Here is a 20,796-nt window from a genome sequence, read left to right as displayed (position 1 = left end):
GCGTCACCGCGCAAGATTATTCTCACCTTTTGATTTGGACGATTATTTTCAACCGGGGGAGTGTTATGGGTTTCATCAAATTTACGAAGAAGACCTCGCTCAGCGAGGAGGACCGCAAGGCGCTGCAAGACCTGCTCAATTTCGAGAAGCAGAAACTCAAGGACGAGCTGAAGGATGTCGAAGACAGCCTCAAAGCTCTGCGCGTGTCCAAGAAGAAGAAGTCCAAGAAGAAGAAGTAAATTCGTCGGTCGGGGACGCCGTACGAGTCTTCGCAGAGCGGCCGCTCGCTCGTCGAGTTGGGGTCTCGCACAAGCTTGCGCCTGTAAACCGGCCTGCAAATCGACAAGAATTCGCCTGGGTGGACCGTTAGGAGAGGTCCTCCTGGTTGATTCCTGCTCAGCTGATTCTTCCGTCGGGACCGGGGATTTGGCCTCGCCTGACGCCATGGGCCCAATTGATGGCAGACGACAGAATTGAACTCTTTGTCGGGCTGATCGAGACCATTGACGCGCCGGGCGCGGTCGAGGCGTGCCGACGCCTGCTCTCGATCGACGAACGGGCCCGGGCCGATCGCTTCGTGTTCGAGCGGCATCGGCGGCAGTACACCTTCGCCCATGCCATGTTGCGCCTGGCGCTGTCGCAGGTCGCCTCCAACGTCGCACCCTCCGACTGGTCGTTCGGCGCGGGCCGCTATGGGCGGCCGTTCGTCGCAGCGCCCGTCACCTCGACAGCGCTGCATTTCAGCCTGTCGCATGCCGACGGCTGCGTCGCCTGCGTGGTGTCGCGGCATGAGGCCGTCGGGGTCGACGTCGAAACCGTGTCACGGCGTGTCGCCCCGCTGTCCACCGCGCATCGTTTCTTTGCGCCGGAGGAGGTCGAAACGCTGCGCGGACTGCCGGAGCCGGCGGCGATCGAGCGCTTCTTCGACTATTGGACGCTCAAGGAGGCCTATCTGAAGGCCCGGGGCTTCGGGCTCAATCTGCCGCTCGACGCCTTCGCGATGCAGGTGTCGCGCGAGGCCATCGAGATCAGCTTCAAGCCCGGCATCGCCGACGATCCGGACGGCTGGCGCTTCTCGCTGTGCTCGCCATCGCCCTCGCATCGCCTCGCGATCGCCGATGGCTCCCGAGCGGATGGCGGCCTTCCCATCAGCCGCCATGCCTGGCCGCTCCAGGAAGCGGCTGAATGACGGCACGGCGCGTCTTCGCGCTTGCGGGGAGAGGCGAAGAAATCTCACCGCGCTTCTTCGAAGCCCGCCAGCACCGAGGTCAGGTTCGCACCCAGAATATCCGAGAGATAACCTCCCTCCTGCACGAACACGGTCGGCAGGCCCATCTTCGCGATGGCATGGCCGATGCGGCGGAAGCCGGGTGTGGTGACGGCAAGGCCCTTCAGCGGATCGTGCTCGGAGGCATCGAGGCCGAGTGCGATGACGAGGGCGCCGGGGGCGAAGGATTCGATCGCCTTGCGCGCGAGGTCCAGCGCCTGGATGTAGCCGTCATCGCCGGTGCCGATGGGAAGCGGAATGTTGAGATTGGTGCCGAGGCCCGGTCCTTCGCCGCGCTCATGCGCATAGCCCCACACGTAGGGATAGTACGCGACGGGGTCAGCATGGATCGAGATCGTGTAGACATCCGGTCGCGCGTAAAAAATGCCCTGCGTGCCGTTGCCGTGATGGACATCGACGTCGAGGATCACGACGCGCTCGTGCTTCTGCCGCAGATGCGCCGCGGCGATCGCGCTGTTGTTGAGGAAGCAGAAGCCGCCGGCCATGTCGCGATAGGCGTGATGGCCGGGCGGACGGCAGAGCGCATACACCGCGTCCTCGCCGTCCATCACCATCTGCGCGGCGGTCACCGCAACGTCGGTCGCGGCGCAGGCCGCAGCCCAGGTGCCGGGGCCGATCGGCGCCGCGGTATCGGCGGTGTGCCAGCCGAGCTTGCCGACGATGTGGGTGGGATAGGTTGCGGCATGGCGCACGGGATGGATGTTGCCGATCATCTCCGGGCCTGAATCGCCGAGCGCGGTCCAGGCTTCCCAGGCTTCGCTCAGGAACGACAGATATTCCGGACTGTGAATGCGCGCGCGCGGCCCCTGCCCGAACTTGGTCGGCTCGACCAGTTGGTGCTTGCCGTCCTTCAGGCCCTTGAGCAGGCGGTCGGCGCGCTCGGGCTGCTCGGTGGTGCGCTTGACGACACCGCGAACCAGGAAGAATTGCGGATCGTGGCTGCGGTGCAGTTCGGTATGGACGGCTTTCACTCAAACACTCCGTGGGTCGCATGCTACTGGACGTGCCGCAGAGTCTTGATCGCCACGGCCGCCGGATGCAAGCAAGAAGAATGCCGCCCTCGTCGTGCTGCCCTGCGCCGAAAGCAGACCGCTCGCGAAGCTCAGCAACGCCCGCGCTGGAGGCAGTGCTCGCGGCCTTGCTGGTCAGTGCGGAAGGCCTCGATGAAGCCACCCTGGCGCTGGGTGACGAAGACGGTCTTGCCGTCGCTGCCGCCGAAGGCGAGGTTGGTCGGCTCCTTCGCCTTCAGCGGGATCTCTCGCTCGACCGCGCCGGTCGGCTTCATCAGCGCGATCGTGCCTTTGAGAATGCGCGCGACATAGAGGCGGCCGGCAACGTCCGTGCGCAGGCCGTCGACGGTGTCGGGCTGAAACGCCTTGACCAGTTTTGCCGCAGTGAGTTCGTTGCCGCTGATCGCATAGGACCAGATCTGGCCGCTGCTGGATTCGCCCACATAGAGCGTCTTGCCGTCCGGGCTGAGATCGATGCCGTTGGTGGTGCCCATCGCGCGCGGCGCCGGCATGATCTGCCCCTGCACCGTGCCGCCGGCTCCCCTGGCGATGCGCCAGATGTGGCCTTCCCTGCCCTTCCAGTTCGGATCGCTCGCATAGATCGTGCCGTCGCGCGCGATGGTGATGTCGTTGGGCTGGTTCATCTCGTCGGAGTGAAACCAGAGGGACGGCTCGGTCGCGCCCTTCGCAATCGCGAAGATGTTGTGCTTCTTGTAGTCGGCGATGAACATCGTGCCGCTGCGATCGAAACGGATCGCGTTGCCGACGCTGCCTTCGGGGAGTGTCGCGAACAGCTCCGAAGCGGCGCCGCCGGCGGGCAGCCTGCCGATCGTGCCGGGCTTGCCGAGATTGACCACGAAGAGGTTGCCGTCGAGATCGGCGGCGGGCCCTTCGATGCCGAACGTGTATTCGCCGGCGGGCGTCACCTGGGCGCTTTCGAACAGCTTGGTCTCGGCCCAGGCGGGCGCCGTGGCGATGACGAAAAAGATGCTACTGCACAGGCACCAGAAATTCCTGCCGGATGTAATAGCCATCGCCGTCGGTGCACTCGCCATTCAGATAGGGATCGGCTGGCCGGAAGAATCGGCTGAAGCCGGGTTTGTCTACAGCGCTCCTTTGTGTCACGACAACGACCTTGGCGGCCGGTATTTCGCCGCATTCCTTGTTGGTCTTGCCATAGAATTTGCGCTGCGGCGGACCGGGCTTGATCCGCATCCGCGTGCCCGGAACCATCTTCGCGACGAGCAGATCCGCCGCATCCAGCAGACGTTTGTAGCCAGGCTCGGTCTTCGGCAGGCTCTCGCCACCCGGCGGCATCAGCTTCTCGGCGCCAAGGCCGCGCAGGCGCGTGCGCAGCTTGCCGGCGTCGGGATCACCGGGATAGATCCAGCCGTCCTGCGACAGCATGAAACGGAGCACGGCTCCGTCCTTCTCTGCCTCCGACTGGCCCGGCTTCAAGCCGAAATCCGAGTGGCAGCCGACGCAATGCTTCTCGATGAGGCCGTTGCGCAGTGTGGTCAGCCGGGCACTGTTCTGTGCGTCCCTGGCGACGAAAACCGCAAGCTGATCGATCATCGCCTGGCCGCGCGCCTCGCAGGGCAGCGGTGACGGCGGATCACCCGCGGCGCGATCGATGCGGATCACGGTCTTGTTCTTGTCCTCGACCAGCCAGATCGCGCCGTCCTCGGCCACCGTCATGCCGACCGGGGCGCCTTGCGGCCGCGCGCCGTTGACGCGGTGCCAGCCTGCAATCAGCTCCTCGAACGGCGCGGCAGCGACCTCGCCGGCGTCGGTCTGGAAACTGCGGGTCGGGTCAGCCGCGCAACTGACATGATAGCGCACTGGTGCCGGGGCAGGTTTGGGGAAACCGTGATCGTCGACGTCATAGACCAGCAGACGGCTGCCGGTCGGCCGATAGCCGTGCAGGCCCACCAGCAGCTTGCCTTCCAGCTCCGGAAATTTGCCGCCGTGGTAATAGAGCATCGCGAGCGGCGCGCCATGCGGCGGCATCAGCGAGAGCGGCGCCTTGTAGAGCGCATTGGCCGAGCAGAGCGACTTGTAGATCCCCGATTGCAGCACGAGCCTGAATTCGGGGCTTGGCGTCGACAGATCGTAGCAATAAGGCCAGCCGTAGTGCCTGCCCTGCTCGATCGCGTTGATCTCCTCGTTCGGCTTGAAGATGTCGGGCAGATCGCGCGCGTTCTCGCCCTGCAGGAAGGCGTAGCCGGCATCCGGAAAATTCGGATGCAGCGCGAGCGCCATCGAGTTGCGCAAGCCGCGCGCATAGACGGCGTGCGGCGGGTCGGGTTCGCCAGGCTTCAATGCCGGAAAGACACCGCCAGCGGGCGGCGAGAACAGCCAGATCGATGCCAGCGCGGACGCGCCCTCGGCCGCCGCACAGGGTTTTGTGATCGGCGCCGGCGTGATGCAGTCGTCGCTGTGGGAGCCGACATTGACGAACAGCCGGCCGTCGCGATCGAACACGAACTGCTTGAGCGGATGCGCGCTCTCATCGAGCCTCGTGCCATCCGGCAGCGTGATCCGGCGGCCGGGCATGTGGCGGATGATGGTCTCGACAGTGCTGCGTGGATTGTCGGCGAGCGGATCGAGCCGGAAGATCGTCTCCGCGGTCGAGGCATAGAGCTTTTTGTCCGGACCGGTGACGAGGCCGAACGGGTATTCGAGCCCAGTCAGCAGCTCCTTGAACCGCTGGCCTTGAGGCGCGCGCGGATCGAGCAGCAGCAGCCGCCCGTCGGTGTGGCCCCAGCCGCCCATGTCGGCGACCACGAACAGGTCGCGGCCGGGCACCTGGACGATCGAGCGCGGGAATTTGAGGCGGTCCGCTTCGCTGGCGACGAGGCCGGCGCAAAATCCCGCCTTCATGTCGACCTGGATCCTGGGGAAGGCGAGATCGCCGCTGCCGCAGGATTCCGTGCCGATCGCGTAGCCGCTCTTCCTGATTGGCTCGGACGAAGCCGGGGCGAAGCCGAGCAGCGCGGCGGCCAAGACCGCGGCAAGGACGACAGCTGCAAGCAAGCGCAGATTTCGCCGTCCGCTCTCGAATGTGAACTGGTTCACGGCCGCCCCCGACTTCCCGCGGACGTTGTTCCATGCCGCCCGGGCGCCGTCCAGTCATCACCCGCCTGTGATCAAACCTGTCACGATCTTGGTGGCGACCAACCTCCGTAAATTCCCTTACCGGGCTCGACCCGAATGTTTCGCGAAGGCTTGGGGTGGTATCGATTTGCCGTCCCAATCGCTTTCTACAGGAGGCGCTTATGGTCCAGGTCTATTTTCACTGCTCCAACACCGAGGGCACGCTGATCGACCGCTACGGGGCCGCCGTCGCCAGTCTGACCGAGGCGCGCGACCGCGCCACCCAGATCATGACCTCGATGATCCAGACGCCCGGTGCCGAAGACTGGCGCGACTGGGTGATCCATGTCAGCGACGACGATGGCGAGGAGATTTTCGATCTCCCCTTCGCCGCCATGCTCGGCAAGCCGCATTGAGGTGATGCCATGTTGCTCGCTTCCTTGAGCCTGCTCCGCCAGCCCCTGAGCTTTGTCGCCACCAAATGGCAGACGCTGATCCGCGTCGCGGGCAACCCCTACCGCCCCGAGCTGCACTACATGCGCGGGCCTGGCCCGAAATGGCGCGCCAAATATCAGGCCAGTCGGCTGGATCGCATGCGCTGAGCGCTGAGGCTTTGCCGCTTCCCCACCGATCTCTATCTATCCTTCGTCATGGCCGGGCTTGTCCCGGCCATCCACGTTTTTGTAGCCGGGTCCAAAGACGTGGATGCCCGGGTCAAGCCCGGGCATGACGAGATTGGGGAGCAGCCCCGCACCTCACTTGCCAAGACTATCGCATATGACTCGCGGCGGCGGCCTGCGCGCACGCCTCGTCCTTCGAGACGGCGCTGACGCGCCTCCTCAGGATGAGGCTCATCGGCGTCAGTGTCCGTTGAAACTGCCCCACGCACTCCGCCCTCATCCTGAGGAGCCCGCCTCAAGCGGGCGTCTCGAAGGATGGCCGCAGGGAAAAGCTCTCATCCCGCGCCTGTTTCACACCAGCCATGTCGCGCCTCCCTTTCGATGTTCTCGTTGGCCGCAATGTGCCATTGTCCGCGGGCTTCGCCAATTGCGGAGCCTCGAATTCAACGCAGCGAAGCCAAGACAACAGACGCAAACATCAAGACCACATCATGCCTCACCAGTTCAGCCTCAACCAAACCGTCCGCAAACCCGCCGTCAAATCCAAGGGCGGCATTGTCGCCTCGCAATCGCGGCGGGCGGCTGAAGTCGGGGCGCAGGTGCTTGCCGCGGGCGGCGACTGCGTGGACGCGATCGTCGCGACCACTTTTGCCCTGAACGTCCTGGAGCCCTGGAATAGTGGCATCGGCGGCGGCGGTGCGATGGTGCTCTACCGCGCCAAGGAAAATCGCACCGAGGTGATCGACTACGGCATGTGCGCGCCGCAGAGCCTGCGCGCGGCCGACTATCCGCTCAGTGGCGAAGGCGCGGCTTCCGACCTGTTTCCCTGGCCGCGGGTGAAGGATGACCGCAACATCCATGGCCCGGGCTCGATTGCCGTACCCGGCGTCGTTGCCGGAATGGAAGAGGCGTATCGCCGCCACGCCAAAATGCCGTGGAAGGATCTGGTCGCCCCGTCCGCCGCGCTCGCCGGAGAAGGCCTGCTGGTCGATTGGTGGACCACGGTGACGATCTCGAGCTCGGCTGCCGATCTCAGGCGTTATCCCGCGAGTGCGGGCGCCTACCTGAAGGACGGCCTGCCGCCGACCGCACCATGGGGCATCAAGTCCGAGACGCGGCTGCCGCAGGACGCCCTGAAGGCGACGCTGTCACATCTCGCCGAGGCCGGCCCGCGCGATTTCTACCAGGGCGATCTCGCCAGGAGCATTGCTTCCGACATCAACGCCGACGGCGGCTCGCTGTCGGTGGAGGATCTCGCCGCGTTCCGCGCCCATTTGCGCGCGCCGCTGGCGATCCCCTATCGCGAGGGCAAGGTGTTCGCGACCCCGGAGCTCACCGCGGGGCCGACGATGGCGCATGCGCTGCGCCTGTTGCAGCAGGGCCTGACGCCCGTAGGCGCGCCGGATGCCGCCGCCTATGTCGAATATGCGCTCGCCTTGCAAGCAGCCTTCCGCGAGCGGCTCAAGGACATGGGCGATGCCGACGGCAAGCGCTCGCTCGGCGCCGAATATCTCGCGCCCGCCTGCACCACGCATTTCTCCGTCGTCGACCGTCACGGCAACATCGCGGCGGTGACGCAGACGCTGCTCTCGTCCTTCGGCTCGAGATATGTGACACCGCACACCGGTATCACCATGAACAACGGCATCATGTGGTTCGACCCGACGCCGGGCACCACCAACTCGCTTGCGCCCGGCAAGCGCTGCCTTTGCAACTACACGCCTGTCATCGCCGAGACGAAGGATGGCAAGCGCCTCGCCGTGGGCGCCTCCGGCGGACGCCGCATCCTGCCCTCGGTGATGCAGCTCGTCTCCTTTGCGATGGATTTCGGCATGGACTTGGATGCCGCCATCCACCAGCCGCGGATCGATGCGAGCGAGGGCGCGGTGGTGATCGGCGACGCCCGCCTGCCGGCGGAGGTGCGCAAAGCCCTGGCCGCGCGCTTCGACTATGAAGAGAGCCGCGTGCAGGCGCTGCCGCAGAAGTTCGCCTGCCCGAGCGTGGTGATGCGCGAGGGCGAGGTCAATTCCGGCGCGGTCGAGATCTTCCAGCCCTGGGCCGATGCGGTGGCGGAGCTCTGAGTCCGCTGACGAGAGAGCGTGCCAGCGGTGAACCGCGGGCACGTCGCAAGCGAGGATGTGCCAGCACGCGTTGAGCCGATGCGCGCTTGCGCATCTGCGCGAGCGTCACGACTCCTCCACATTTGCAGGGAATTTAGCTGCACATCGTTCGTTCATTGAACGGACAAGTGCGCTCGCCCCACTGGAGGACACAATGAAGAAACTTGCGCTCGCCGCGTCGCTGATCGTTGCGGCTGGCCTCACACTCACCAGCCCCGCGTTGGCCAAGGGCGGCCACGGCGGCGGACATGGTCATGGTCATGGCTATGGCCACGCGATGGGCCATCATCACCATGGCACGCCGCCCGGATGGTATCATGGGCGCAAGGTCGGCTGGCGCGGTCACGGCTGCCCGCCCGGGCTGTGGAAGCAGGGCCGCTGCTGACGCCATCTGCAATTCCTGAGAAGGCGCCGCCCGCACAAGGCGGCGCCTTTTTCATATGCCGAGCCGGTCCCGCACGCGGCCCGCAATCACCGCGGTCGTCACCCCGACCGGCCAGAACGCGTGCAGCGGGATCGGCTTGATGCCTGTGATCGGCATGTCGATCTCGGCCTTGGCGCCGCCGATCAGCCGGCGGGCGAGCTGCGCGCCCATCGCGGTCGAGAGCGCGACGCCGCGGCCGTTGCAGCCGAGCGAGATCAGGATGTTCTCCGCGGGCTCATGCACATGCGGATAGTGGTCCCCGGTGATGGCGAGCCGGCTGTTCCAGCCATGAGTCCAGGCGACGCCCTTGAGCTGCGGCCAGAGCCGCTCCGCATAACGCATGAGATAGGCTACATCATGCGGCGACTTGATCCAGCGCATCGGGCCGCGACCGCCCATCAAGAGACGGTTCTGCTGATCGATGCGGTAATAGACCGTGATGTGGCCGCTCTCGTAGAGGACGGGGCGGGTCGGCATGATCGACTGCGCGACCGCGTCGGAGAGCGGCGCGGTCGCGGCGATCGAGGAAAACACCGGCACGATGGTGCGGCGGAGCGCGGGCCAGAGATCGTCGGTGAAACCGTTGGTGGCGAGCAGGACCTTGTCCGCATGAACCACCGCGCGCGGCGTCTCGATGCGCCAGCGCGTTCCCTCGCGACGTAGCGACAATGCCGGTGTCTCGCCATGGACCTTCGCCCCCGCGGAGATCGCAGCGCGCGCAAGGCCGCGGGCGTAGCTCAGGGGATGCAGATCGCCGCCGCGCGTGTCCAGCATGGCACCGATATAGCGGTCGGTGCCCGTCATCTCGCGGAGCTGCGCGCGGTTGAGGTACGTCACCGGCATGCCGCGGCGGATGCATTGCTGCGCGGTCTTCTCGATCGCGGCGGCGCTGGCCTCATTGTAAGCCGCGCGCAACGTGCCGTTCTGCCGCGCCTCGCAGGGAATCTGGTAACGGCGGATCAAATCGTGCGTGAAGTTGGTCGTGCCGTACGAGAACGCGATCATGCGGCGGCCGAGATCTGCGCCGAAATCCGCCTCGATCTGATCAGGATCATTCTTCAGGCCGGGATTGGTGTGGCCGCCATTGTTGCCGGACGCGCCCCAGCCGGGTTCCTGCGCCTCCAGCACCAGCGCCTCGACGCCCTGCTCGGCCAGATGCAGCGCCGTGGAGAGGCCGGTGTAGCCGCCGCCGACGATCGCGACGGAGACGTTCTTGTCGACGTCGAGCGGCGGCGTGGCAACCGGCGCAACGGCAGTATCGGCATAGACCGAGGGCGGCAGAGGCAGGCGCGTCATGGCGAAGTCCGGTCAGAGCGGATGCAGCACGCGGCGCAAGAAGTCCTGCGTGCGCGGATGCTGCGGCTGGTTGAGCAGCGCCTTGGCCAGCCCCTGCTCGACGATGACGCCGCCGTCGATGAACAGCACGCGGTCGGCGACGTCGCGGGCAAAGCCCATCTCATGGGTGACGACGACCATGGTCATGCCGTCGTCGGCGAGCTTGCGCATGACGCCGAGCACGTCGCCGACCAATTCAGGGTCGAGCGCCGAGGTCGGCTCGTCGAACAGGATCGCCTTGGGCTGCATGGCGAGCGCCCGCGCGATCGCGACGCGCTGCTGCTGGCCGCCGGAGAGCTGCGGCGGATGGGCGTCGGCCTTTTCCGCAAGCCCGACCTGCGCGAGCAGCGTCCGACCGCGCTCCAGCGCGGCGGCTCGCGATTCCTTCTTCACATAGAGCGGCCCTTCGACCACGTTCTCCAGCGCCGTGCGATGCGGGAACAGGTTGAAGCGCTGGAACACCATCGAGACCTGGGTGCGGATGTTCACGATCGACGGCGCGTCGCGATCGACCTTCAGGCCTTCAACGCTGATCTCGCCACGGTCATAGCTCTCCAGCCCGTTGATGCAGCGCAGGATGGTCGACTTGCCGGAGCCGGAAGGTCCGATGATGCAGACCACCTCGCCCTTTTGCACCGACGCATTGATGCCCTTGAGCACCTCGACCTTGCCAAAGCTCTTGTGGACGTCGTTCAGCTCGATCATCGCTTGCCGGCCCGCTTCTCGAAGTGACGGACCAGCAGGATCAGCGGGATGCTCATGGTGAGATACATCAGCGCGACAAGCGTGAACACGCTGGTGTTCTTGAAGGTCGAGGAGGCGATCAGCTTGCCCTGCAGCGCGAGCTCGGCGACCGTGATGGTCGAGGCCTGCGAGGAATCCTTCAGCATCATGATCATGACGTTGCCGTAGGGCGGCAGCACGATGCGCACCGCCTGCGGCAGCACCACGCGGCGCATGGTGAGCCACCAGCCCATGCCGATCGACTGCGCCGCCTCGATCTGGCCCTTGTCGATGGCCTCGATACCGGCGCGGAAGTTTTCGGCCTGATAGGCCGAATAGGCGATGCCGAGCCCGAGGATCGCGGCCTGCAACGCGCTGAGCGTGACGCCGAGATCGGGCATCACGAAGTAGAGGTAGAACAACAGCACGATGATCGGGATGCCGCGTATCACGTTGATCAGGCTGGCGCTGAGCATCGACAGCGCCTTGATGCCGGAGACCCGCATCATCGCCCAGACGAGGCCCAGCACCGTCGAGAGCAGCAGCGAGCCGACCGTGACGACGATCGTCAGCGCGACGCCGTTCATCAGGATCGGGAAGAACTCGACGGCGTCGCGCCAGAAGCCTTTCATCGGGCAGCCTTCGATCAGCTTCTATCGATCAACCCTGGGCCTTCAGGCCCCATTTATCCAGGATCTTGTCGATGGTGCCGTTGGCCTTCAGCTTCGCCAGCGAGGCATTGATCTTGCCGAGCAGCGCGGTCTCGCCCTTGCGCACGCCGATGCCGACCGAGCCGACGGTGACCGGCTTGTAGCCGTCGACCAGGCGCACCTCGGGGAAACCGCCCTGCTTCAGATTGTAGGCGAGGATCGGATAGTCGGCGTAACCGGCCTTGAGGCGGCCGGTGTTCACGTCGCGCAGGATGTCGGGGATGGTGTCGTAGGCCTTCACCTCGGCGAACAGACCGGTCTTCTTCAGCGCGTCGACGAAGGCGGTGCCGACCTGGGCGCCGACCGTCGCCCCCTTCAGATCGTCCTGCGTGGCGTAAGCCTTGGTGTCGGTCTTCGGCACCACGAGGCCCTCGCCGTAGGTGTAGATCGGGTCGGAGAAGTCGACGACCTCCTTGCGCGGCGGCGTGATGAACATCGCAGCAGCAATGATGTCGATCTTGCTCGAGGTCAGCGACGGGATCAGCGCCGAGAACTGCATCGGCTCGATCTGCACATTGAAGCCGGCATCCTTGCCGACCTCGGTGATGAGATCGACCATGATGCCCTGGATGGTGTTGGTCTTGGTGTCGAGGAAGGTGAAGGGAATGCCCGTCGGGGTCGAGCCGACCTTCAGCACCTGTTGCGCCGAAGCCGGCGCTGCTGCGGCAATGGCGAGCGCCGCAACTGCGGCCTGAACAAAACGCTTCATCGCATCCCCCTTTGGGCCTGGCCGGTGGCGGCGGTCGCGCATGTCGTGATCAGACGTTGCGGGCCGGGCCGTTTCGGCCTATTTTCACCAATATGAAAATTTGGTCACACTTTCGCCGACGATGCAAGCGGTTTTCATGCACATGAAGGAAGCGGTTTGACGTGAGCGGTGGCAAAAGAATGCGCAAACCGGCCGCCGCAAAGCCGGCCAGGAAGATGAAAGCCAAAGCCAAGCCGGCCGAGCCGGCGATGGACGTCGCGGTGGGCCGCCGCATCAGGGATCTCAGGCGGATCAGGCAGTTCTCGCTGGAGACGGTTGCGGCGCGCACGGAGCTGTCGATCGGCTTTCTCAGCCAGATCGAGCGCGGGCTGTCGTCGCCCTCGCTGCGCGTGCTGGCAACGCTCGCCGATGTGCTCGGCGTCGGCATCGCCGCGCTGTTCGGCGCAAGCCCGAGCAGCGACGGCTCCTCTGATCAGGTGGTGACGCGCGGCCTGCAGCGGCCGGAGCTGAAGCTCTGGCGCACCGGCGTCTCAAAACAATTGCTGAGCCCGGCGAGTAGCGACAACAAGCTCAACCTGTTCCTGGTGCATCTGGAGCCCGGCGGCTCCACCGGCGATGAGCTCTACACCCATGATGGCGAGGAGGCCGGGCTCGTGCTCGAAGGCGAGATGATGCTGACGGTGGACAACCAGACGTGGTCGCTGAAGACGGGCGACAGTTTTCGCTTCGCGAGCCGAAGGCCGCACCGGTTTTCGAATCCGGCGCAGGATGCGAAAGCCGTGGTGCTGTGGGTGAATTGCGTGACGGGGGCGGGGTGAATGCCCTCCCTCTCCCCGTGCTTACGGGGAGAGAGCTGGGGTGAGGGGCCGCTTCCGCAAAAACGGTGACAGCGGAACTCGCGGAGGCTCCCCCTCACCCGGAATTTGCTGCGCAAATTCCGGCCTCTCCCCGCACGCAGGGAGAGGCGAAGAAATCACCCGAACCGGTGATTGTACCTATCCACCGTCAGCGCGCTGACGTCGATGTCCGGCTTCTTGCCCGACAGCATGTCGGCGAGCACGCGCCCAGAGCCGCAGGACATGGTCCAGCCCAGCGTGCCGTGGCCGGTGTTGAGGTGGAGGTTGGCGTATTGGGTCGGGCCGATCACCGGCGGGCCGTCCGGCGTCATCGGGCGCAGGCCGCTCCAGAACGTCGCCTTGGCGAGATCGCCGCCGCGCGGGAACAGGTCGGTCAGGGAATGATCGAGCGTGGCGCGGCGGGCATCGTAGAGCTTGTCCGAATAGCCCGAGATTTCCGCGGTTCCGCCGACGCGAATGCGATTGCCGAGCCGGGTGATCGCGACCTTGTAGCTCTCGTCCATCACGGTCGATTCCGGCGCGCCGGAGGCGTCCTTGATCGGCACCGTGATCGAATAGCCCTTCACCGGATAGACCGGCAGCGAGATGCCGAGCGGCGCCGCCAGCCGCGGCGACCAGCTGCCGAGCGCGAGCACGTAAGCGTCGGCCTGCAACAGGCCGGCGCCGGTCGCGACACCGCTGACGCGCGCGCCCTCGGTGACGATGCGGTCGATGCCGGTGTTGAACATGAAGCGCACGCCGAGCGCCTGGGCATGCTTGGCCAGCGACTGCGTGAACATATGGCAGTCGCCGGTCTCGTCCTGCGGCAGGCGAAGCCCGCCGACGAACTTCTCCTTCACGCCTGATAGCGCCGGCTCGACCGCGATGCAGCCCTCGCGGCTCAGCACCTCGAAGGGAACGCCGTATTGCTTGAGCACGGCGATGTCCTCGGCCGTGCCGTCGAGCTGGGCCTGGTGCCGGAAAAGCTGCAGCGTGCCTTGCGACCGCTCGTCATACTGGATGCCGATGTCGCGGCGCAGATCGCGCAAGGCATCGCGGCTGTATTCCGCGATCGGAATCATCCGGCTCTTGTTGACCGCGTAGCGTTCGCTGGTGCAGTTGCGCAGCATCTTGAGCAGCCAGACCCACATCACGGGATCGAGCTTCGGCCGGATCACCAGCGGGCCGTGCTTCATCAACAGCCACTTGACCGCCTTCACCGGCACGCCGGGACCGGCCCAGGGCGAGGAATAGCCGGGCGACACCTCGCCGGCATTGGCGAAAGAGGTCTCCAGTGCCGGCTCCGGCTGACGGTCGACGACCGTCACCTCATGACCGGCACGCGCGAGGTAGTAGGCAGAGGTGACACCGATGACACCGCTGCCGAGGATCAGAACTTTCACGCTTCGTCAAACTCCCGCGGCGCTCGCCGCTGCAAGGACACAACTCGCAACGGCGAGAGCAATTATCAGGCCACCTTCTTGATGGCGTCGCCGAGGATGGAGATCATCTGGTCGATGTGGCTCTTCTCGACGATGAGCGGGGGCGACATCGCAACGGAGTCGCCACCGGTGCGCAGATAGAGGCCGTTGTTGAAGCATTCGACCAGCATGTCGTAGCCGCGTGCGCCGACCGCGCCGTTACGCGGTGCGAGCTCGACCGCGCCCATCAGGCCGCAATTGCGGATGTCGACCACGTTCGGCAGACCCTTCAGCGAATGCAGCGCATCGCGCCAGTATTCGGCGAGCGAAGCACCGCGCGTGAGCAGGCCTTCGTCCTTGTAGATGTCGAGCGTCGCGATGCCCGCGGCGCAGGCGACCGGATGTGCCGAATAGGTGTAGCCGTGGAACAGCTCGATCTGGTTCTCCGGGCCGGTCATCATGCCGTCGTGCACCTTGCGGCTCGCGAACACGGCGCCGCAGGGCACGGTGCCGTTGGTGATGCCCTTGGCCGTCGTCATCAGGTCCGGCGTGACGCCGAAGAAATTGGCGGCGAACGGCGTGCCGAGGCGGCCGAAGCCGGTGATGACCTCGTCGAAGATCAAGAGGATGCCGTGCTTGTCGCAGATCTCGCGCAGGCGCTGCAGATAGCCCTTCGGCGGCGGCAGCACCGCGGTCGAACCCGGCACCGGCTCGACGATGACGGCGGCAATGGTGTCGGCGCCGTGCAGGGCGACCAGACGCTCGAGATCGTCGGCGAGCTCGGCGCCATGCTCGGGCAGGTCCTTGGCGAAGGCATTGCGGGTGAGATCATGGGTGTGGCGGATGTGGTCGACGCCCGGCAGAAGGGTCGTGAAAGCGCGGCGGTTGGCGACCATGCCGCCGACCGAGGTGCCGCCGAAGCCGACGCCGTGATAGCCGCGCTCGCGGCCGATCAGCCGCGTGCGGCTCGCCTGGCCGTTGGCGCGGTGATAGGCGAGCGCGATCTTCAGCGCGGTATCGACCGATTCGGAGCCGGAATTGGTGAAGAAGACGCGGTCGAGGCCCTTCGGGGCGATCTCGGCGAGACGCTCGGCGAAGTCGAACGCCAGCGGATGGCCCATCTGGAACGACGGCGCGAAGTCCAGCGTCATCAGCTGCCGCTCGACGGCGGTGGCGATCTGCTTGCGGCCGTGGCCGGCATTGACGCACCAGAGGCCGGCGGAGCCGTCGATCACCTGGCGACCGTCGACGCTGGTGTAGTACATGCCCTCGGCCGAGGAGAACAGGCGCGGCGCCTTCTTGAACTGCCGGTTGGCCGTGAACGGCATCCAGTACGAATCGGTCTTGATGGTGTTCGGAATCTGATGAAGGGTCACGGCCGCGCTCCTTTGCTGACTCCATAGCTGAGCCACGGCTTCGAAACCGCAACAAGTCCTTTTCTGGCGACCTGCAAACCATTGATTTAACTGGGGCTGCCGGTCCATATTTGCGCGATCCGCAACACCTGCAACAGGGCTTGGGCTATGAGCGTCGACATCGGTGGACGGCTTCGATTCATCCGGGCGCGCCACAAGCTGTCCCAGCGCGAGCTGGCCAAGCGTGCCGGCGTCACCAATTCGACGATCTCGCTGATCGAATCCAACCAGATGAACCCCTCGGTCGGCGCGCTCAAGCGCATCCTCGACGGCATCCCGATGGGCCTCGCCGAGTTCTTCGCGCTGGAGCCGGAGTCGAGGCGCAAGATCTTCTACCGCGCCGAGGAGCTGACCGAGGTCGGCAAGAAGCCGATCTCGTATCGCCAGGTCGGCGATAATCTGTTCGGCCGCAGCCTGCAGATTTTGAAGGAGCGCTACGAGCCCGGCAGCGACACCGGACGCGTGCCTCTCGTCCATGACGGCGAGGAAGGCGGCATCGTGATATCAGGGAAGCTCGAAGTCACCGTCGAGGACGAGCGCCGCATCCTCAACCCGGGCGATGCCTATTACTTCGAGAGCCGCCGCCCGCACCGCTTCCGCTGCGTCGGCGGCAAGCCGTGCGAGGTGATCTCGGCCTGCACGCCGCCGACGTTCTGAAGGCGCGGTCGGCGCATCCGGGATATTACGGAGCCACCGATATCTTACGGAGCTTGAGCCACCTCAATTTCCGCGGGCCAAACCGCTATATATTGCGAACCGTAGCCGAGCAGCCTCGCGCAAAGGTGCTGAGGTTATGGCCCCGGACCCGTGAGATTTCCTTGGGCACTCCGGGGCCGCTTCGTTAAAGGGCTCGCAGATGAAGATCACGCTCGCCAATGCAGAAGCCGCGCTCGACGAAGTCCAGCGCGATGCCGAGAAGCTCCACTCGCGCGAGCTGCGCAAGGCCATCGCCGACTACATCGAGATCCAGCGCGAGGCGCTCAGGGCGCTCCGCAAGAAGCTGCATTGACGAGGCGCGGCGGAGCGAGAAGATCTCGCCCCGCCTGCTGCCTCAACGCTGCGTCAGCAACTCCTCGATCCGGATCGGGAAGCGGCGGACACGCACGCCGGTCGCGTGCCAGACGGCGTTGGCAACCGCGCCGGCGCTGCCGGTGATGCCGATCTCGCCGACGCCCTTGATGCCGAGCGCATTCACATGCGGATCGTGCTCCTCGACCGTGATGACGTCGAGCGGCGGCACGTCGGCATTCACGGGGATATGGTACTCGCCGAGATTGGCATTCATGATCCGGCCGCTGCGGCGGTCGGTGACGGCCTCCTCGTGCAGCGCGAAGGACAGGCCCCAGATCATGCCGCCGAACAGCTGGCTCTGCACCAAGCGCGGATTGACGATGCGCCCGGCGGCGAAGGCGCCGACCATGCGGGTGACGCGGACCTGGCCGAGCTCGGGATCGACCTTCGCCTCCGCGAACACCGCGCCGTGGGCATGCATCGCATATTGCTCCATCGCCGCAGGATTCGGCGCGCCGGTGCCGCGGGCCTCGATCTCGGCAACGCCGGCGCGCGCCAGGATCTCGGCATAGCTCTCGCTGCGGCTCTCGTCGTCGCGGCGGATCAGCCTGCCCTCCCGCGCGATCACACCGGCATTGCCGGCACCGAACAGTGGCGAGCGTTCGTCATTGGTGGCGAGATCGGCGAGCTCAGCGATCACGGCCGCGCCGGCGCTGTGGATCGCCGCACCTGCAGTTGCCGTGTGCGCCGAGCCGCCGGCGATGCCGGCGTCAGGCAGATCGGACGTGCCGGCCTTGAATTCGACGCGGTCGATATCGAGACCGACGGCATCGGCCGCGATCTGGGCCAGCGCCGTCCAGGCGCCCTGCCCCATGTCGTGCGCGCCGATCTCCATCACACCCGAGCCGTCGCGGCGAATCGCCGCGCGCGCTTCGGCCTGGAACATCAGCGCCGGGAAGGTCGCGGTGCCCATGCCCCAGCCGACCAGAAGGCCGGCATCGTCGCGCATCTGCCGCGGCTGAACCGGACGCTTCGCCCAGCCGAAGCGCGCGGCGCCCTGCTCGTAACAGGCCCGCAGCGCCTTTGAAGAAAAGGGTCTTCCCGTCATCGGCTCGACCTCGGCGTAGTTCTTGAGGCGGAACGCGAGCGGATCCATGCCGCAGGCTGAGGCCATCTCGTCGATCGCGCTCTCGAGCGCGATCGAGCCCGTTGCCTCGCCCGGCGCGCGCATGAACAGCGGCGTGCCGGTGTTGACGCGCACGGCATCGTGCGAGGTCCGGATCGCAGGCGCCGCATAGAGCGTGTGCGAAGCATCGGCGGCGGGCTCGTAGAAATCGTCGAAGATGCTCGACACCGTCCTGGCGTGATGATCGAGCGCAGTCAGACGTCCCTCGCCATCGGTGCCGAGGCGCAGCCGCTGGCGGGTCGGCGCGCGATGACCGACCGGGCCATACATCTGCTCGCGGCGCAGCACGAGCTTGACTGGCCTGCCGACCAGCTTGGCAGCCATGATGCCGAGGGTCGGCGGGCCGGCCATCAGCCCCTTGGAGCCGAAGCCGCCGCCGAGGAACGGGCTGCGGATATGGATCTTGTCGTGCGTGACGCCGAACAGTTCGGCGATGCGCGCCAAAGACAGCATCAAGCCCTGGGTCGGCATGTCGACGGACAGATTGTCGCCGTCCCACGATGCGACGATCGCATGCGGCTCCATCGCGTTGTGATATTGCGGCGGTGTCTCGTAGACCGCCTCGATCTGCCTTTCGGCCGAGGCAAGGCCCGCCTCGACATCGCCGTGGTGATGCTCCGCGGGGTTGCCGACACCGACGACCGGCGGCACGTAGCTCTCGCCGGCATCGAGGCCGACCAGCGCCGGCAGCACCTCATAGCGCGGCGCCAGCAGCGCCGCGCCTTCGGTCGCGCCCTCCAGCGTCTCAGCGATCACAACGGCGATCGGCTGGTTGGCGTAGCGGACCTCATTGCTCTGCAACACTTCCATCCGGAACACGAACGGATTGGTCTTGATGTCAGGGTCGATCGCGAGCTGCGGCTTGTGGTCGGGCGTCATGACGTCGACCACGCCGGGATGGCGCTTGGCTGCTGCGACATCGAGCGAGACCACGCGGCCGTGCGCAATGCTCGAGACAGCCATCACGGCAAAGAGCATGCCGGGCGGATGATTGTCGGCGGCGTAGGTCGCCTGCCCCTTGACCTTGAGGATGCCGTCGCGGCGGGTCAGCGGCTGGCCGATATTCGAGCCGTGCCGCAGATGGGCGGGAGCGCTGGTCAAGTTGAGCTCAGGCATGGATGGCTCCGGAGGTCGAGGCAAAGGGAGAGGCCGGCAGCGCGGGCATACGCGCAGGCGTACCGGCGGCGGCGAGCAGCAGCGCGCGCACGACGATGCGGCGCGCGAGCTCGATCTTGAAGGCGTTGTCGCCGGACGGCTTTGCGCCCTCGAGCGCACGCCAGGCCGCCTCCTGGAACGCGTCTGCCGTGGGCACAACATTCCTCAGCACGTCCTCTGCTGCGCGAGCGCGCCAGGGCTTTGCGGCGACGCCACCGAGTGCAAGCCGCGCCTCCGCGATCCTGCCGTTCTCGATCCGCAGCGCAGCGGCGGCCGAGACCACGGCGAAGGCGTAGGAGGTGCGCTCGCGAACCTTGAGGTAGCGCGCATGCGCGGCAAAGCCGCGCGCGGCGGGCGGCAGGCGCACCGCGACGATGAGATCGCCGGGCTCGAGCGCCGATTCGCGCTCGGGCGCATCGCCCGGCAGGCGGTGCAGCTCGTCGAGCGCGATCTCGCGCCGGCCGCTCCTGCCCTCGATCTCCACGACCGCGTCGAGCGCGACCAAGGGCACGCAGAAGTCGGACGGATGCGTGGCGATGCAGCTCTCGCTCCAGCCGAGCACGGCATGGCTGCGGTTCTCGCCGTCGCGGGCGTCGCAGCCGCTGCCGGCCTCGCGCTTGTTGCAGCGGCTGGCGGTGTCGTAGAAATACGCACAGCGTGTCCGTTGCAGGAGATTGCCGCCGACGGTCGCGGCATTGCGCAATTGAGCCGACGCGCCGGAGAGCAGCGCTTCGGTGACCGCAGGATAGGATCTCGCGAATTCGGCATCGTGCGCCAGATCGGCGTTGCCGACGAGCGCGCCGATGCGCAAAGACCCGTCCGCGAGAGTCTCTATGCCATCGAGCCCATCGAGATGCGTGACGTCGACCAACCGATCCGGGCGGCTGACGCCGCCCTTCATCAGGTCGAGCAGGTTGGTGCCGGCTGCGAGATAGACGGCGCCCGGCCGGGCCGCGGCAGCAACGGCTTCAGCGATCGTGCCGGGCCTGACATAATCGAACTGTTTCATGCGGAGCGCCTCTGATTGGTTTCATCCATGCCGGCCTGCGCTTCCAGCACGGCATCGACGATGCCGGCATAAGCGCCGCAGCGGCAGAGATTGCCGCTCATGCATTCGCGGACGCGTTCGGGATCGTTGCCGGCCTGGCCTTCGCGCATCATGCCGATCGCGCTCATGATCTGGCCGGGCGTGCAGAAGCCGCACTGGAAGCCGTCATGGGCAATGAAGGCGGCCTGAACGGGATGAAGCTGGTCGCCGCGCGCGACGCCTTCGATGGTGAGGATGTCGGCGCCGTCATGGCTGATGGCGAGCGCGAGGCAGGAGTTGATGCGCTTGCCGTCGACGAGAATGGTGCAGGCACCGCACTGGCCGCGGTCGCATCCCTTCTTGGTTCCGGTCAGATGGAGGCGCTCACGCAGGAGATCGAGCAGCGTGACGCGCGGATCGTCGAGGACGAAGTCGCGCCGCGCACCGTTCACGGTGAGGCTGATGGAGTGGTTCATACAAGGCTCCGATCAGATATGGACATGAGTGATCGCGCGGTGCGCCACCGCCGTGGCCGCCGTCGATACCGCGCCGCCCGAACAGGATGTGGCCGACGCGTGGGGCAAAGATACGGAGGCACCCTCCGCTTAACAAGGGCCGCCAGGAAATATTTGGAATTCGTCAAAAGCCCGTGCGTCACCAACGCGATGCAGCCCACAAGGGTTCAAGCAAGGGTTCAATCTAACCAATTC

21 protein-coding genes are annotated in these 20,796 nt (G+C 66.0%); 9 read left to right on the top strand and 12 right to left on the bottom strand.

Annotated features, from left to right (window positions below; translation table 11 throughout):
* The first annotated feature begins 65 nt into the window (after positions 1–65).
* Positions 66–239, top strand: coding sequence for a hypothetical protein (locus JQ566_RS07590; RefSeq protein ID WP_212371606.1), 174 nt, complete (start codon positions 66–68; stop codon positions 237–239).
* 218 nt (positions 240–457) lie between these two features.
* On the top strand, positions 458–1,189 hold the full coding sequence (locus JQ566_RS07585) for a 4'-phosphopantetheinyl transferase family protein (RefSeq protein WP_212371604.1): 732 nt from the start codon (positions 458–460) through the stop codon (positions 1,187–1,189).
* A 44-nt stretch (positions 1,190–1,233) separates the two neighbouring features.
* Here the strand turns inward: JQ566_RS07585 and JQ566_RS07580 are convergent, their stop codons facing one another.
* From JQ566_RS07580 to JQ566_RS07570, 3 genes are all read right to left on the bottom strand, one after another.
* Positions 1,234–2,259, bottom strand: a complete 1,026-nt coding sequence (locus tag JQ566_RS07580; protein ID WP_212371601.1) for a histone deacetylase family protein — start codon at positions 2,257–2,259, stop codon at positions 1,234–1,236.
* A gap of 131 nt (positions 2,260–2,390) precedes the next feature.
* A complete protein-coding gene (locus JQ566_RS07575; protein WP_212371599.1) occupies positions 2,391–3,332 on the bottom strand; it encodes an SMP-30/gluconolactonase/LRE family protein in 942 nt (313 codons plus the stop codon).
* Positions 3,289–5,376: a PQQ-dependent sugar dehydrogenase gene (locus tag JQ566_RS07570; protein ID WP_212371597.1), complete on the bottom strand. Its 2,088-nt coding sequence runs from the start codon at positions 5,374–5,376 to the stop codon at positions 3,289–3,291. The genes JQ566_RS07575 and JQ566_RS07570 overlap by 44 nt, the downstream gene beginning before the upstream one ends.
* Before the next feature lie 200 nt (positions 5,377–5,576).
* Between JQ566_RS07570 and JQ566_RS07565 the strand changes: the two genes are divergently transcribed.
* From JQ566_RS07565 to JQ566_RS07550, 4 genes are all read left to right on the top strand, one after another.
* Positions 5,577–5,810, top strand: coding sequence for a DUF6894 family protein (locus JQ566_RS07565; RefSeq protein WP_212371594.1), 234 nt, complete (start codon positions 5,577–5,579; stop codon positions 5,808–5,810).
* Between the two features lie 9 nt (positions 5,811–5,819).
* Positions 5,820–5,996 (top strand): hypothetical protein, encoded by a 177-nt coding sequence (locus JQ566_RS07560; RefSeq protein ID WP_167406711.1) that lies wholly within the window; start codon positions 5,820–5,822, stop codon positions 5,994–5,996.
* A gap of 509 nt (positions 5,997–6,505) precedes the next feature.
* Entirely contained in the window at positions 6,506–8,095 is a 1,590-nt protein-coding gene (locus JQ566_RS07555) for a gamma-glutamyltransferase family protein (protein ID WP_212371592.1), read from the top strand.
* Between the two features lie 193 nt (positions 8,096–8,288).
* Positions 8,289–8,519, top strand: coding sequence for a hypothetical protein (locus tag JQ566_RS07550; RefSeq protein ID WP_212371590.1), 231 nt, complete (start codon positions 8,289–8,291; stop codon positions 8,517–8,519).
* Positions 8,520–8,570: 51 nt separating this feature from the next.
* On the opposite strand, the gene JQ566_RS07545 is transcribed toward JQ566_RS07550, so the two are convergent.
* Genes JQ566_RS07545 through JQ566_RS07530 form a run of 4 tightly spaced genes read right to left on the bottom strand, consistent with a single transcriptional unit; the run spans position 8,571 to position 12,035 of the window.
* Complete coding sequence (locus JQ566_RS07545; RefSeq protein ID WP_212371587.1) at positions 8,571–9,854, bottom strand: NAD(P)/FAD-dependent oxidoreductase; 1,284 nt, start codon at positions 9,852–9,854, stop codon at positions 8,571–8,573.
* Positions 9,855–9,866: 12 nt separating this feature from the next.
* The gene (locus JQ566_RS07540) at positions 9,867–10,598 is read right to left on the bottom strand and encodes an amino acid ABC transporter ATP-binding protein (RefSeq protein ID WP_212371585.1); all 732 of its coding nucleotides are present in this window, start codon (positions 10,596–10,598) and stop codon (positions 9,867–9,869) included.
* Positions 10,595–11,248 (bottom strand): amino acid ABC transporter permease, encoded by a 654-nt coding sequence (locus JQ566_RS07535; RefSeq protein ID WP_212371583.1) that lies wholly within the window; start codon positions 11,246–11,248, stop codon positions 10,595–10,597. The genes JQ566_RS07540 and JQ566_RS07535 overlap by 4 nt, the downstream gene beginning before the upstream one ends.
* 28 nt (positions 11,249–11,276) lie before the next feature.
* Positions 11,277–12,035 carry an ABC transporter substrate-binding protein gene (locus tag JQ566_RS07530; RefSeq protein WP_212371581.1) on the bottom strand — a complete coding sequence of 253 codons (759 nt, stop codon included), beginning with the start codon at positions 12,033–12,035 and terminating at the stop codon, positions 11,277–11,279.
* A 179-nt stretch (positions 12,036–12,214) separates the two neighbouring features.
* On the opposite strand from JQ566_RS07530, the gene JQ566_RS07525 reads away from it, so the two are divergent.
* On the top strand, positions 12,215–12,853 hold the full coding sequence (locus JQ566_RS07525; protein ID WP_212371579.1) for a helix-turn-helix domain-containing protein: 639 nt from the start codon (positions 12,215–12,217) through the stop codon (positions 12,851–12,853).
* 155 nt (positions 12,854–13,008) lie between these two features.
* Here JQ566_RS07525 and JQ566_RS07520 read toward each other — a convergent pair whose 3' ends face one another.
* Positions 13,009–14,274 carry a D-amino acid dehydrogenase gene (locus JQ566_RS07520; protein ID WP_212371578.1) on the bottom strand — a complete coding sequence of 422 codons (1,266 nt, stop codon included), beginning with the start codon at positions 14,272–14,274 and terminating at the stop codon, positions 13,009–13,011.
* Between the two features lie 65 nt (positions 14,275–14,339).
* Positions 14,340–15,668 carry an omega-aminotransferase AptA gene (gene aptA / locus JQ566_RS07515; RefSeq protein WP_212371575.1) on the bottom strand — a complete coding sequence of 443 codons (1,329 nt, stop codon included), beginning with the start codon at positions 15,666–15,668 and terminating at the stop codon, positions 14,340–14,342.
* A 147-nt stretch (positions 15,669–15,815) separates the two neighbouring features.
* Here aptA and JQ566_RS07510 point away from each other — a divergent pair, with 147 nt between their 5' ends.
* Both JQ566_RS07510 and JQ566_RS07505 read left to right on the top strand, forming a co-directional pair.
* A complete protein-coding gene (locus JQ566_RS07510; protein ID WP_212371573.1) occupies positions 15,816–16,364 on the top strand; it encodes a cupin domain-containing protein in 549 nt (182 codons plus the stop codon).
* 199 nt (positions 16,365–16,563) lie between these two features.
* Positions 16,564–16,716: a hypothetical protein gene (locus JQ566_RS07505; RefSeq protein ID WP_212371571.1), complete on the top strand. Its 153-nt coding sequence runs from the start codon at positions 16,564–16,566 to the stop codon at positions 16,714–16,716.
* A gap of 42 nt (positions 16,717–16,758) precedes the next feature.
* Here JQ566_RS07505 and JQ566_RS07500 read toward each other — a convergent pair whose 3' ends face one another.
* From JQ566_RS07500 to JQ566_RS07490, 3 genes are read right to left on the bottom strand one after another with little or no spacing between them, the layout of a single operon-like run.
* Entirely contained in the window at positions 16,759–19,020 is a 2,262-nt protein-coding gene (locus JQ566_RS07500) for a xanthine dehydrogenase family protein molybdopterin-binding subunit (RefSeq protein WP_212371569.1), read from the bottom strand.
* On the bottom strand, positions 19,013–20,068 hold the full coding sequence (locus JQ566_RS07495) for an FAD binding domain-containing protein (protein WP_212371567.1): 1,056 nt from the start codon (positions 20,066–20,068) through the stop codon (positions 19,013–19,015). The genes JQ566_RS07500 and JQ566_RS07495 overlap by 8 nt, the downstream gene beginning before the upstream one ends.
* Positions 20,065–20,562 carry a (2Fe-2S)-binding protein gene (locus tag JQ566_RS07490; protein ID WP_212371565.1) on the bottom strand — a complete coding sequence of 166 codons (498 nt, stop codon included), beginning with the start codon at positions 20,560–20,562 and terminating at the stop codon, positions 20,065–20,067. The genes JQ566_RS07495 and JQ566_RS07490 overlap by 4 nt, the downstream gene beginning before the upstream one ends.
* Between the last annotated feature and the right edge of the window lie 234 nt (positions 20,563–20,796).

Source organism: Bradyrhizobium sp. SZCCT0231, assembly GCF_018130245.1.
Classification (GTDB): domain Bacteria; phylum Pseudomonadota; class Alphaproteobacteria; order Rhizobiales; family Xanthobacteraceae; genus Bradyrhizobium; species Bradyrhizobium japonicum_F.
Note: the sequence above shows the minus strand (reverse complement) of the source record. Positions and strands in the feature narration are given on the sequence as shown.